The 13,956-nt window shown below is 64.1% G+C and carries 10 protein-coding genes and 1 tRNA gene; 3 read left to right on the forward strand and 8 right to left on the reverse strand.

The window, feature by feature from the left end:
- Positions 1–7: 7 nt before the first annotated feature.
- Positions 8–1,270, reverse strand: a complete 1,263-nt coding sequence (locus AX709_RS07900) for an aspartyl/asparaginyl beta-hydroxylase domain-containing protein (protein WP_066548517.1) — start codon at positions 1,268–1,270, stop codon at positions 8–10.
- Between the two features lie 131 nt (positions 1,271–1,401).
- Entirely contained in the window at positions 1,402–4,512 is a 3,111-nt protein-coding gene (locus AX709_RS07905) for a TonB-dependent receptor domain-containing protein (RefSeq protein WP_331709705.1), read from the reverse strand.
- 47 nt (positions 4,513–4,559) lie between these two features.
- Between AX709_RS07905 and AX709_RS07910 the strand changes: the two genes are divergently transcribed.
- A complete protein-coding gene (locus tag AX709_RS07910; RefSeq protein ID WP_066480267.1) occupies positions 4,560–5,066 on the forward strand; it encodes a hypothetical protein in 507 nt (168 codons plus the stop codon).
- 190 nt (positions 5,067–5,256) lie between these two features.
- Here AX709_RS07910 and AX709_RS07915 read toward each other — a convergent pair whose 3' ends face one another.
- The 6 genes from AX709_RS07915 to rlmB all read right to left on the reverse strand — a co-directional run bounded on the left by AX709_RS07915 (position 5,257) and on the right by rlmB (position 12,307).
- Entirely contained in the window at positions 5,257–8,385 is a 3,129-nt protein-coding gene (locus AX709_RS07915) for a TonB-dependent receptor (RefSeq protein WP_066548519.1), read from the reverse strand.
- 221 nt (positions 8,386–8,606) lie between these two features.
- Positions 8,607–9,224, reverse strand: a complete 618-nt coding sequence (locus AX709_RS07920; RefSeq protein WP_066548527.1) for a MarC family protein — start codon at positions 9,222–9,224, stop codon at positions 8,607–8,609.
- Between the two features lie 22 nt (positions 9,225–9,246).
- Positions 9,247–10,140 carry a bifunctional methylenetetrahydrofolate dehydrogenase/methenyltetrahydrofolate cyclohydrolase FolD gene (gene folD / locus AX709_RS07925; RefSeq protein WP_066548530.1) on the reverse strand — a complete coding sequence of 298 codons (894 nt, stop codon included), beginning with the start codon at positions 10,138–10,140 and terminating at the stop codon, positions 9,247–9,249.
- A 44-nt stretch (positions 10,141–10,184) separates the two neighbouring features.
- The gene (locus AX709_RS07930) at positions 10,185–10,499 is read right to left on the reverse strand and encodes a YggT family protein (RefSeq protein WP_066548533.1); all 315 of its coding nucleotides are present in this window, start codon (positions 10,497–10,499) and stop codon (positions 10,185–10,187) included.
- Positions 10,500–10,606: 107 nt separating this feature from the next.
- Entirely contained in the window at positions 10,607–11,506 is a 900-nt protein-coding gene (gene argB / locus AX709_RS07935) for an acetylglutamate kinase (protein ID WP_066480276.1), read from the reverse strand.
- 54 nt (positions 11,507–11,560) lie between these two features.
- Positions 11,561–12,307 (reverse strand): 23S rRNA (guanosine(2251)-2'-O)-methyltransferase RlmB, encoded by a 747-nt coding sequence (gene rlmB / locus AX709_RS07940; protein ID WP_066548535.1) that lies wholly within the window; start codon positions 12,305–12,307, stop codon positions 11,561–11,563.
- A 130-nt stretch (positions 12,308–12,437) separates the two neighbouring features.
- Between rlmB and AX709_RS07945 the strand changes: the two genes are divergently transcribed.
- Together AX709_RS07945 and AX709_RS07950 are read left to right on the forward strand one after the other, a co-directional pair.
- Positions 12,438–12,523, forward strand: a tRNA-Tyr gene (locus AX709_RS07945).
- A 196-nt stretch (positions 12,524–12,719) separates the two neighbouring features.
- Positions 12,720–13,946, forward strand: coding sequence for a tyrosine-type recombinase/integrase (locus AX709_RS07950; protein WP_066548538.1), 1,227 nt, complete (start codon positions 12,720–12,722; stop codon positions 13,944–13,946).
- The last annotated feature ends 10 nt before the right edge of the window (positions 13,947–13,956 follow it).

Genomic DNA, 13,956 nt, shown 5'->3' on the forward strand with positions numbered 1-13,956 from the left:
GCCCTTGCTAGCCCCGGGCGTCGGAGATCGCATAGAAGCGCTGGAGGAGCGCCTGCTCCTGCGGCGTCAGGTGCGGGTTCCAGACGTCGAAGATCAGGACGATCCGGCGTTCGGCGCTGTCATTCCAGGCTTCATGCTCGATCGTGTCGTCGAATGCGAACGCCTCGCCCTCACGCCAATCGCGCGTTTCGCCGCCGACCCGGAAACGGCATCCGGCGGGCACGACGACCGGCAGGTGGATGATCGCGCGGGTGTTGGTCACGCCGGTGTGCGCCGGGATGTGCGCCCCGGGTGCCAGGATCGAGAAGAATGCCGATGGCGCCTTGCCGGGGATGTGGTTGCGGGGCAGCGCGTCGAGCGCGGCTGCGGTTTCAGGACAGCGCGCGCAGACCGCTTCGTTGCGGACGCCATATTCCCACAGGAAGCACGCGCTCCAGTCGAGCGAGTGATCGAGCGCCGACCATTTGTTCTCCGGCGTCCCGGCATCCTGCCGGACATAGGGTCGGATATCCGCGCCGCCCTCGCTCAGCAGCGCCAGCGCCTCGGCCCGGATCGCATCGGTGCGCGCCTCGATTTGGTCCAGCCACGGAAACATGGCGCGATCGAAAAACTCGTCGGCAGGCAGGAAGGGATAATGGATGCCGTGGCACTGGTTGGTATAGATCGCGCGGCGGCCAAGCACATGGTCGATACACGCATTGAATCGGCGGGCCGCTTGCCCCATTGCTGCCAGCTCGGCGCTTAGCTCCGCGTCCAGGCGATCGGCGAGCTGGGCATTGTGCGCAGCCAGGAAGGCCTGACCGCGGGCGAGCGCATCCGCAACCCGCGGCGGGCGTTCGGGGAGCGCGAGCGCCATCTGGACCACGCCGCTCCAGCCCTGCGCCGCATCGGCCAGCCGCCCGCGCCGCTCGTTCAATTCGGCCATGCGCAACGTCGCCATGAAATGAAGCCGGTCGATCGACAGCGCGCGGTCCAGCGCCGCAGCCTCACCGTCGTCATCGCCGATCTGGCGATTGGCGGTGGCCAGGTTCATCCACAGCGCGGGTTCGCCCGGATCGGCCGCGGTGGCGGTGGCAAAGCACCGGCGCGCCAGTTCGGCGTCGCCATCGGCAAGCGCCCGCATCCCGCGCGCATTCGCTGCTCTCGGGTCATCGGGGGCAATGGCGAACGCGGCATCGAGCTGGCGCAGTTCCTCGGCCGCGTTCCCGGCCTGGCGAGCATTCGCGGCGGCGTTCAGGGCAGCCGTCAAACGGGGATCAAGGGTGGTCATTGCGTGTCTAGATCACAGGCTTTGCGGTGCGGCAACCGTTGCGGCGGCCATGCCGGGTAAGGTCTTGCCCGCCAACAAAAAGGGGAGCGGCCATTGGCCGCTCCCCCCATTTTGGTCGAAGTCACCTGTAATTAGAAGGTCAGGCGACCCGTGATGCTGAAGCGGCGACCGATGACGTCATACGTCGCCGGGAAGGTGTTGCCGCTATTTGCGCCGGTGGAGCCGACGTTGCTGCCGGTCAGCGGCGGATCACGATCGAACAGGTTGGTTACCGTACCGATCAACTCGAAATTCTCGTTCATACGGAAGCGGGTCGACAAATCGAAATAGTGATACGCTCCGATCGTGTTGAAGTTCTCCGTGGTGCCGACGAGCGGCGTGGTGCCCGTGATCGTGCCGCTGAACAGCGGCGTCAGACCCGGCTCGTACTCGACCGGGTGAATATAACGCCACAGCAGCGACACATCAGCCGGTCCGAACGACACCGTGGTGCGCTGCTGGAACGAGAACTCCGGTGCGATCTGACCGTTGTCCGGGCTGCAGTTCACGCTGAAAAAGCCGACGCACTGGCGGTTCACCGACGTCGGCAAGCTGCGGAAGCGCAGATTATTGGTCCAGTTGCCGATGAAGGTGAGGTTGAGGCCGATATCGCCAAAGGTCCGAGTGTAGTTGGCCGTCAGGTCGATGCCGTCGGTGGCCAAGCGTCCCGTGTTCGACAGCAGCAGCGGCAGACCGAACGTGTTGGTCGGCGAGCCCGAAAGGCTCCCGTCCGCCGGGCTGCGGCGGATGTTGGTGCACGCCGCCGTCTGAGCGGCAGCCGCCGACACGGTTGCGGGCGTGGCCCCGAAACATGCGTTGATGGCATCGGCGGGCGTGGGGGCCGTGATCGCATCGTTCACGATGATATTGTAGTAATCGATCGACAGCGTGAACCCTTCGAACAGAGCGCCGGGGCTGATGACCGCGCCGATGGTAAACGTATCGGCGGTTTCAGGCTGGATGTTGACATCGCCACCCTGCTGCGACTGGGCTTGCCCGGCGGTCGGCGCAGGAATTCGGCCGATCGTAGCAGCCGGGGCGCCCTGTGCGAGACAGACCGCCGTGAGTCCGGCGTTGCCGACCGGTCGCGTGCCCTGACACGGATCAATCGCGAGGTTGGTCAGCAGGATGTTTCGCGGCGAGAACAGCTCATTGATGTTCGGCGCGCGAACCGCCCGCTGATAATTGCCGCGCAGCTTAATGTCCTGAACGGGCTCCCAGCTCAGGCCTGCCTTCCAGGTGACGGAATCGAAGCTGGGGCTGCTCGCCGCTTCCACATTGTAGGACGAATAGCGGATGCCAGCCTCAAGCGTCAGCGAGTGGAAGAATGGCGTATCAGCGATGATCGGCGCAATAACTTCGCCGAACACTTCCTTGACGTCATAGCTGCCAGCGAAGCGCGGCACCGCGCCGCCCGCGCCACCGAGCTCGCCCGGGATTGCCGCCAGGACGTCGGGAAGGCGTTCATAACCGTAATCGCGATACTCTGCGCCAATTGCGTAGGAAACGGATTCCGCTCCCGACGAGAAAATGCTGCCGACATCGCCGGTCAGGATCGCGCGGACCTGCGACAGCTGGTTCTTGATCGTGATCGTGCTCTCACCCGCGATGAACGCAGCCTGCTCGGGCAGAATGCTGCCCTGCGCACCAAACAGGTTCAGCGGCACACAGCCATTTGCAGTGTTGGTGCAGGTCGTGGTGTTGTTCGCGTTCAGCGCCTGCTGCACACGCGAGCGCAGCACATAGCCCGACTGAATCTGAACAAGATCACTCTCGCCGTACGATGCCGAGACATCCAAGCGCGTGGTGTCGGAGATGTTGATTCGAGCACCGGCGCGATAGTCGAAGAACGTCGTGGTATAGTCCGAAATGCGCGGCCCGAGCTCGACCGTGCGACGGAACACCGCAGACAGCGGGATCGCCGCGTTGGTGTTACAAGCAGTGCCAAGGGCAATACCCGCGGAGGTGCAGAGCTGATCGCGCACGCCAGCCGGCAGGTAGGGATTGTTGCCCGGGATCGTCAGCGCCTCGCCGAAGATACCCGACGGCGCGATGATCGTCGCGACCTCGTTCTTCGAGAACGCGGCGCGCGTGTAGAGCTCGATCGTGTCGGAAACTTCATAATTGGCGGCCGCATAGATATTGAACCGCTTGAAAGGCGTCTGGAAAATGTTGAACGGGTTGAAATTGAACCCGGCATATTCCGGTACCAGCAGCGTGCCGGCGGGGTTGAGCTGGCTGCGGACACCGCCAATCGTCACCGTCGTCGGAACCGACGTCGCCGATGAACCGGCACCGCGCCCGCTCAAGCCGTTGATCTCAAAGATCGAGATGTCGCGCGCGCCCTGATAGATCGGGTCTGCTTCCTGATAGCCGAGGCTCAGCACCGCATTGCCGCGGCCATCGTCGAAATTCGCGCCGATCGTCAGGTCGGCAGTGAAGATATTGCCGTCACCCTGTTCGGTGATCTGGTTCGTGGCCTGCGCGAGCACGCCGGCGAAATCCTTGCGCGTAATGAAGTTCACGACGCCCGAAACCGCGTCTGCGCCGTAGGTGGTCGACGCGCCGCCCGTCAGCACTTCGGCGCGCTGCACCAGCGCGACCGGAATGTTGTTCGGGTCGACGGTGCCAAGTTGGTTCGCGGTGACGAGGCGGTCGCCGTCGAGCAGCACCAGGTTGCGCTGTGCGCCCAAACCGCGAAGGTTGACGGTTGCGAAGCCACCATTGCCATTGTTCGTTTGCGAACCAACTCCAGGAACGACGCCCGGAAGCTCCCGAAGCACTTGTTCGGAGCTGGTGATCGAGCGCAGCTGAAGCTCGGTCTCGCTCACGACGTTGATTGGGCTCGAGGCCTCGAGATTGGGATTGCGGATCAGCGACCCGGTGACGATGATGTCGCCCGACTCGGGCGATTCTTCTTCCGTCGCGGGCGTCGCATCCTGCGCATGGGCGACCGGCGCCAGCGCAGTCAGGCCGATAAGCACGGTCGAAGCAAGCAGATGCTTACGAATATTGAGAGACATTTTTGTTCCCCTTGACCGCGCCGGGGCTGCCGGCGCGCACCAGCGGCTCCGTAATGAAGCCGCAATGGTGTCGCCAATACGCGAAGCATGATTGCGCAGACAACGGCCATCCCGCACGAACCCAAAATCTCCGCTAATCTGTCGCAAATTTGACACAGCCGCCGCGTGCAGTTGCCACACCCGCGCGACCCGTTTTACAGTGATAAAACACAGGAGAGGCCGAGCCCATGACGTTCGAATTGCTGGTTCCGTTGATATTGATGCAGGCAGCAGCAGACGAGCCGAGCGCGTCGGGCGCGGTGGCGTCCTTGCGACGATGCCAGGCGATTGCGGTCGATGCGGAACGGCTGCGCTGCTTCGACGCTGCGGCGGCGGCGCTCGTCACATCGGTCGAGCGCAAGGACGTGATCGTGACGGATCGGCAGGAAATTCGTCGCACCAAGCGGTCGCTGTTCGGCTTTTCGCTGCCGCGGATCGGCCTGTTCAGCCAGCAACCCGACGAGCGCGATGCCGAGGGTGTCGCCAAGCTGACCGGTCCGCTCAAGTCCGTAGGCGTGCTGCGCGGCGGCTTGCTGCGCTTCGTGGTGGAGGAAGGCGCGGTGTGGGAAACCACCGAAATGGTGCCATTTCCGCCCAAGGTCGGGTCGGAGGCAACGATCCGCCGCGCCGCGCTGGGCAGCTATCTGGTGCGCTTCTCAAGCGGACGGACGTTTCGCGCGCGACGTGTCGAATAAAGGAAACCACCGAGTTAAGGCCGGCTGGAGCGGCAAAAGAGCGATCGAGGATAACCATCGATGGTAGCGAAGCGCCGCCGATGCCGCGCGTTACATAATCTCTTACAGAGCGGACCGCAGCCGACGCATTGTCAAAAAAATGGGCCACCTCTCATTAGAGAGGCGGCCCCGAATTTTGCTGCCAAGCGCCTTAGAAATTCACGCCGAGCTGCAACCGCACCGAGCGCGGTGCCTGATAAACCGTCACCTGCTGGTAATCCGCCCGAGGCGCGCCCGATGTCAGCGTGCCACGCTCTTCGAAATCAAGCTCTTGGCTGAGATTGAGTACGTTGAGCACCGAAACGCGGATAAACGCATCTGCTATCTCGGTGGGGAGAGTGAAGACAGCGTCGAGGTTCAGATTGTACAGCCAATCCGACTGGAAAGCCGTGCCGCGGCGTACGATTTGACGCGGCGGCAGAACCTCGCCAGCTGCGGCGGGCGCGGTGCGGACCGATCCGTCTGCGTTCAGATTACAATAGGTACCGTTCGCGCCATAGAAACGTGCCGCATCCGGGTCACGCGACGACGGCACGGTTCCGAGGCAGCCAAAACGACGCGGCGAGGTGATCTGCGCGTTGGCACCCAGAGTTAGCCACGAGAACGGGGCATAGGTCCCGAACAGCTTGAAGTTGTGACGCCGGTGGTTGGGGCCGAAGCCGAAGGTGCCGTCAGCCAGGCCGGGAAGATCGAAATCGACCGTGGCACCGGTATCGGTTTGGCCGTTGTCAGACCGCACGCCCCCTTCGGTATTCCCCTTCAGGTCGGACCAGGTGTACGAGAACTCACCGCCCCACTTGCCGTCGAACTCACGCTGAATCTGCAGCGTGACCGCACGATAGTAACGAACCGCGCGGGGATAGCCCAGCGCATCGGCCGACAGCTCGACCGTCCGCAGCGTGCTTTCGCCATTCACCGGGTCGCTGAGGGTGACGACCGCATTGTTGCCAGGGTTGATCAGCACATACTGGTGCGTGCCATTGAAGATCGTCTGGCAGGTTTCGCCGTCGGCATTCGGGCCGTTCAGGTTGTTCGCGGTACAATAGGCGCGGATCGCCGGGTCGACCGCCGAATCCTCCAGGCTGGCATTGAGATCGCGCCACGTACCAAAGAGGTTGACGCGGAACTTGCCGAAACGGCGTTCGACACCGAGGATATATTCGTCGACGGACTGCGACTGAAGGTTACCCGCGATCAGCGACCGCGGATCCGCGGCCTGGCCATCGGAGCGAACGATACAGGTGCCGGTCAGTCCGTTGAGGCAGGCGCTGCCCCCCAGCGGCACGAGCTGCTGGCCCAGAATAGGCGTATTGTTGGCATCGAGGCCGTTAAAGCGGAAGAAGCGATCCTGATCCAGCTCCGCGCCACCGAGACGATTGTTGGTGTTGGCTGCAATCGGCAGAAAATAGCGGCCAAACGATCCGTACAGTTTTGTCGTATTATCACCAAACACGTCGCCACTAAAGCCCAAGCGCGGGCCCCACTGATCGCCCGAGTCATAATAGACAGTACCGTCGAGCGTCTGGTTCGAGAACTTGTCGTTCCGAATACCAAGCTGAAGCGTCACACGATTGCTGAACAATGACCAGTTGTCCTGCAAATAATAGGCCTCATTGGTCGAACGGAATTCCCCACCATTGATGAACTGTCGAACCGTCGCATACTGGCCGTCGACGATACCAAATTCATCCGTCGGAGATCCATTGCTCAACGTGATCTGACCAATCCCGTTCGCCTCCGTGGTAATATTCGTCGTCAGATTTTCACGATCATATCCACCGCGGATATGGTGGGATCCGAACAGGTTGAAAAAGATATCGACATCGCCGCGGTAGAATTCGCGACGATCGAAGTTGAGTGAAGAATTGGGGGTCGCGTTGCCGATCGACACACTCGTGCCGCCACGCTGATCGATCACCGACGAGACGCCGGGATTGGTCGGCTCGGTCGTATCGCGATCCTCATTCACGCCGTACGCGCCCGAAATGGTGAGCCAAGGCGTGAAAGTGCCGGTGTATCGGCCAACATAGTTGATCCCGCCGGTACGAAACACCGATGTCGACGCATAATTGCCTGGGTCGTTGGTCGTCGGGTTGTAACGACGACCGCTGGCCGCGGTGCCGAAGATGTCGCGTGTGACAACGTTGCGCGTGTCGAAGAACGTCCCTTCCAGACGGTGTCCATCGGTGACGATGACGTCGAGCTTGCCCCCGTAGAACGGGCTGTCTTGGCTGTCGATCCGGTACTGCGTGCCAAGCAGCCGGGGGTCAGCGGGCGTGCCGCCGGTGCCCAGCGCCGTGAACGCGCGGGTTTCCTTCACGTCGCGCGAATTATAAAGCGCGTAGAAGAACACGCGGTCCTTAATGATCGGCCCCGAAAGCTGAACGATCGCATCCGTGCGTTCAAAGCCACGCGCATCGTTGTCTTCAAACAGCGTGTTGGGCGCGTCTGAGCGGAGGTCATCGGCCTCCCAGTTGAACAGTACGCCGCCCTTGAACTCGTTGGACCCCGACTTGGTTGTCGCGTTGACGATACCACCCGTGGCGCGTCCAAACTCGGCCTGGAAACCGCCATTCTTGACTTCGACGGTTTCATAGAAGTCGAACGGAACCGTCACAGCGCCCAGCTGGGTGCGGAAATTGGTGATGTTCAGACCGTTGATGTAAAAGATGTTCTCCGCCACCGAAGAGCCAGAGATATTTGGGAGGTTTCCGAACGCAGTATCACCTGCGGTAGTGCCCGGAGAAAGCTGGACGACCGAGCTGATGTCGCGCGCGACCGGAACTCGGGTGGCGAGATCGCCTAGATTCACCACTGTGCCGACCGTCGTGCGGTCGAAATCGGCGACCTGAACGCGACCCGCGGTCACGATGATGTCGTCGCCGCTCGCGCCTTCGGGCGACACCGTGAACTGGTTTGCGGCCGACTGCTGCGTGATCAACACGCCCGCTTCGGAATAGGGATCAAAACCCGGCGCGCTTACCGTAACCGTGTAACGGCCCGGCGGAAGCTGAGACAGACGGAAGTTGCCGCTGCGATCCGTGGTGGTGGTGCGCTCGAAGCCCTGGGCCTCGGATTTGAGCACGATCGTTGCGCCGGCAACCGGATCGCCATTCGTGCTCTGTACACGGCCGCTGGTCGTAACGTTGGTATAATCCTGCGCCGCCGCCGGCAAGGCCAGCACCGCGCTACCCATCATCCCGGCGCCAAGCAGCGCCAGCGCCTGAAGTGCGCCGCCGGCCCGGAATGCGGAGCGCATGGTCGAATTGGCTTTGATCATTTTCTTACCCTTCACTTTGGCCCAGGCAACGCGAAGAGCCACCCCCCATGAGCCGATCGGACGCCGCATACTCAACTTCGCAACGCGCGGACGTCCCCGACGCAATGGGATGGTCGGAGGGGGCAGGCCTGTAAAGATCGGGCATCGCGATGGCGTCGCTTTGCGCACGACTGTGCCATATCGGCAACAAAAGAATTCGCGAGCGTAACGACTTAGTCGTCTCAGAAACTCGCACGCACCCCGTCGATCACGAACTGGATCGCGAGCGCGGCGAGCAGGACGCCGAGGAGGCGGGTGATGACCGCTTCGATCTTCGCGCCAAGCACCCGCATGATCGGCGCCGCGGCAATCAGCGCGAGCAGGGTGAGCAGCAGGTTGAGCGCCAGCGCGGCGAGGACGACCAACGATTCCGCGGTGCCGTTGGAGCGGCTCATCAGCAACATGATCGATGCGATCGACCCCGGCCCCGCGATCATCGGCATTGCCATGGGAAAGACCGAAACATCCTCGATCTCGGGGGTGTCCATGATCTTCTGCGCACGATCCTCGCGCCGCTGGGTGCGCTTTTCGAACACCATTTCGAGCGCGATCAGGAACAGCATGATGCCGCCCGCGATGCGGAAGCTGTCGAGGCTGATGCCCAGCACGCGCAGCAAGTCTTCGCCGAACAGGGCAAAGACGACCAGGATGAGCGCGGCGATGCCGACCGCACGCACCGCCATCGACCGGCGCTGCGCCGCGCCCGCCCCCGTGGTCAGCCCGGCATAGATCGGCGCGCATCCCGGGGGATCGATGATCACGAACAGCGTGATGAACGCCGATACGAACAATTCGGTCATCGCCCGATGCCCCCGCCCGCGCTCAGGCCGCGCCGACGTCGACGGCGGCCAGGTCGAGCGCGACTCCCGCCCGCCGGTGCGCCGCGATCAACGTGTTGCGCAGCAGGCACGCGATCGTCATCGGGCCGACGCCGCCCGGCACCGGCGTGATCGCGGCTGCGACCGATGCCGCCCCGTCGAAATCGACATCGCCCGTCAGCCGCCCGTCGACGCGATTGATGCCGACGTCGATCACCGTCGCGCCGGGCTTGATCCACTCGCCACGCACGAAATGCGCGCGGCCGACCGCCGCAACCACGATGTCGGCCTGGGCGACGTGATGGGCAAGGTTGCGGGTGCGCGAATGCGCGAGCGTGACCGTCGCATCGGCCGCGGTCAGCAACGCGGCCATCGGACGGCCGACGATCGTCGATCGGCCGATCACGATCGCATCCAGCCCCGCCAGGCTGCCAAGCCGGTCCTGCAGCAGCATCAGGCAGCCCTGTGGCGTGCACGGCACGAAGCCGGGCATGCCCGTTGCCAGCCGCCCGGCATTGACCGGGTGAAAGCCGTCGACATCCTTGGCCGGGTCGATCGCGAGCAGCACCGCCTGCGCATCGATATGCGCCGGCAGGGGCAGCTGGACGAGGATGCCGTCGACTGCTGGGTCGGCGTTGAGCCGGGTGATCAACGCGATCAGATCGGCCTCGGCGATGTCCGCGGTCAGCCGGTGCTCAAAGCTCGCCATGCCTGCGGCGAGCGTCGCCTTGCCCTTGGCACGGACATAAACGCCGGACGCGGGATCCTCGCCGACCAGCACCACCGCCAGCCCCGGCACGCGCCCGCCCGATGCCGCCGAAAAGGCGGGGACATGCGCAGCAATCCGGTTGCGCAGGCCCAGCGCAAACGCCTTGCCATCAATGAGAGCGGCGGTCATGGCGACGCCCCTTAGCCGCTGGCGCGGCCGCACGCCACCCGCGTTCAGGCGACGCCGGTCATCAGCGCCGCCGCGATGCGCGGGATGATGATGTCGCCGACGATCGAGATCGCGATCAGCACGACGAAGGGCGACAGGTCGAGCGGCCCCAGATCGGGCAGGATCCGGCGGATCGGGCGATAGACCGGCTCGGTCAGCGTGTTGAGCCCGCGCCACAGCCCCGCGACGAAATCATTATAGGTGTTGATGACGTTGAACGCGATCAGGATCGACAGGATCGCCTGGATGATGATGATCCACCACACGACGTTGAGCAGCACCTGAATGATGTCGAACAGGATCAGTAGGAAGGTGGTCAAGCCCGGTCTCCAGCGACTGTGTTAGGACCGCGATACAGGAAAGGCTCGACCCGAAACAAGCCCGGCCGGACCGCGCCGCGCGCTGCCGCCGTCGCGCGTGGATTCGCCTATCGCCGCACCAGCGTGCCCGCCCCGCGCCGGGTGAAGACCTCCAGCAGCATGATGTGCGGGACCCGCCCGTCCAGGATGACTGCGGCGTCCACCCCGCCCGCGACAGCGGTGACACAGGTTTCGAGCTTGGGGATCATGCCCCCGGTGATCGTCCCGTCGGCGCGCAGCGCGGCGACGCCGTCCGGATCGAGGTCGGTCAGCAGCTCGCCCGATTTGTCGAGCACGCCGGCGACATCGGTCAGCAGGAACAGCCGCTCGGCCCCCAGCGCGGCGGCGATCGCGCCCGCCATCGTGTCGGCGTTGATGTTATAGGTCTGGCCATCGGCGCCGATGCCGATCGGCGCGATCACCGGAATCATGCCCGCCGCGGTCAGCGTGTCGATCACCGTACGGTCGATCGACTCCGGTTCGCCGACAAAGCCCAGATCGACGACGCTTTCGATATTGCTGTCCGGGTCCCGCGTCGTGCGCGTCACCTTCGCCGCGCGCACGAAACCGCCGTCCTTGCCGGAAATGCCGACCGCCTTGCCGCCCGCCGCGCCGATCCAGGCGACGATTTCCTTGTTGATCGCACCCGACAGCACCATTTCCGCGACACGCGCGGTTTCGGAATCGGTGACCCGCAAGCCGTCGACGAAGCGCGATTCGACGCCCAGTTGCTTCAGCATCGCACCGATCTGCGGGCCGCCGCCATGGACGACGACCGGGTTGATGCCCACCGCCTTCATCAGCACGACGTCCTCGGCGAAATCGCGTGCCAGCTCGGCATCGCCCATCGCGTGGCCGCCATATTTCACGACAAAGGTCGCGCCGGCATAACGCTGCATATAGGGCAGCGCCTCGGTCAGCGTTTCGGCCTTGGCGAGCATCGCCGGATCGGGGCTGTGATTGGTCATGCGCGCGCCCTTAGCGTGGAATGCGGCGGGCGGGAACCGTCGCGCGCACCGGGCTCAGCTGCGCGCCGCCGCCGCATAGAGCGCGATCGCGGCGGCATTCGACACGTTGAGGCTCTCGACCTTCGGCCCGATCGGCAGCCGGGCGAGCGTATCGCAATGCGCCTGGGTGTTGTGGCGCATCCCTTCGCCCTCCGCGCCCAGCACCAGGCAGACCTTGCCCGGCCCCAGCGCCTGGGCGAGCGTCGTGTCGACCGCGCCCGTCAGCCCGATCCGCCAATAGCCGGCCTCCGCAATCTCGTCGAGCGCGCGGGCGAGGTTGACGACGCGCACCCACGGCACGACCTCCAGTGCGCCCGATGCCGACCGCGCGACCGTGCCCGATTCGGGTGGCGAATGCCGGTCCTGGGTGACGATGCCCAGTGCGTCGAACGCGGCCGCCGAACGCAGGATCGCGCCGACATTGTGCGGATCAGTCACCTGGTCGAGCATCAGGATCGGCCGCGTGTCGTTCACCCCCTGCTCCAGCAGGTCGCCGAGCCACATGTCCTCCAACGGCTCGACCTCCGCCACCAGGCCCTGGTGGGGGGCGTCGCCCGGCACCAGCCGGGCGAGGTCGGCCACGTCGGCATAGGTGATCTGCAGCACCGGCGGCAGATCGAGCGCCGCCAAGGCTTCGCGCGTGCCCCACAATTTGCGCACCGTCCGCTCCGGATTGGCCAGCGCCGCCAGCACGGCGTGGCGGCCCCAGAAGCGGGGGCGGCCCGAATGAGGTTGCGAGGGGCGATGGCCGCGCCTTGCCATGGAAACAGGGTCCTTTCGTGCCGAAGATGATCGAGCGTGACGCTAGGGTCGGTGCCGGCGGCGTGCAAGGCGTTGACAGGGGGTGCCCGCTTCGGCATTGGCACCCGCTCGCTTGACAAGGCGGCCCAATGGACAGGTGGCCGAGTGGTTAAAGGCAGCAGACTGTAAATCTGCCCGCGTGAGCGTACGCTGGTTCGAATCCAGCCCTGTCCACCACCAACCTTTCCGCCGACGTTCACCGAAGTCCCTAGAAGTCCCGGAAAACCTAGCGTATCATCCCGAAATCGTCCCCCTTCGTCCGCTATCGTTCGCATGCAGCCGGAGCGAAGTGTGGGGGAAGTGTGGGGGGAAATTGGCTTTCCCCCACACATTGGCCTCTCGAAATGGGGCGTGAAAGTGTGGGGGAAATGCGATGGGCAAGCTTACGGCGCTGGCGGTCAAGGCAGCTTTGGCGAATCCGGGCACCTATCAGGACGGGGAAGGGCTGTTCCTGAAGGTGGATAAACGAGGCGGTGCGTCATGGACCTTGCGACTCCAGCGTGACGGCAAGCGGCAGGATATTGGGCTGGGCAGTGCCAAGTTGCTGTCGCTGGCGGAAGCGCGTGAGAAGGCCAGCGGGTATCGCAAGGCGGTCAAGATCGACCGGCGCGACGTTCTGGCCGAGAAGAAGGGCGAAACCGCTGCCAAGGTGACCTTCCGCGACGCCGCCCGCCAATATCACTCCGAGAACGAAGCGGGCTGGAAAAGCGCTGTCTATGCGCGTCAGTGGCTCGCCAGTCTGGAAAACTACGCCTTCCCGAAGCTGGGCGAGATACCCACCGGGGGAATCACTGCCGCCGATATTATCACCGTGCTGACGCCGATCTGGCAGGAGATTCCCGAAACCGCCCGGCAAGTGCGCAACCGGATTTGCGCTGTGCTCGACTATGCCCACGCCAAGGGCTGGCGTTCACGCGAAGCGCCTTCGGGGAATAGCAGCCTGAAAGCTGGGCGCGGTCTTCCCCGGCAGGTGAAGGCGCGGGAAAACCGCAAGGCCATGCCCTATGTCGCGTTGCCCGGTTTCTTCACCGCGTTGCGCCGCAAGCCATCCTTTGGGCGGCTGGCGCTGGACCTGCTCATCCTGACCGGCGCGCGCTCGCAAGAGGTCCGGCTAGCGACATGGGCCGAATTTGACCTTGAAGGGCGTATGTGGACGATTCCCGCCGATCACATGAAGCGAGGCAAGGCGCACATGGTTCCGCTGTCCGACGCGGCTCTAGCGGTACTGGCTAAGGCCGATGCCTTGCGGCTGGTGGATACCAATGTCGTTTTCCCCGGCGCGATGGGCAAGCCGATGTCGGACATGACGCTTCTGAAGGTGCTGCGCGACATGAGCGAGCCTTATCATGTCCACGGCTTTCGCTCTGCGCTGACCGATTGGGCCGCGAACGAAGGCTTCCCCGATGCCGTGGTGGAAGCCGCGCTAGCGCACAAGACGCCCGACGCGGTGCAGGCCGCCTATCGCCGCACGACGTACCTCGGCACGCCCGGCCAGCCGGGCGCGCGGGTGAAGCTAATGGAAGCGTGGGGGCGGTTCTGTGCGAGCGGAGCCGCTGGCTCAGGCAAAGTCGTGCCGCTGACAGGGAAGAAGGCGGTGTGAACATCCGCCC

It is taken from the genome of Sphingomonas sp. CCH15-F11 (genome assembly GCF_001557005.1).
GTDB lineage: Bacteria > Pseudomonadota > Alphaproteobacteria > Sphingomonadales > Sphingomonadaceae > Sphingomonas.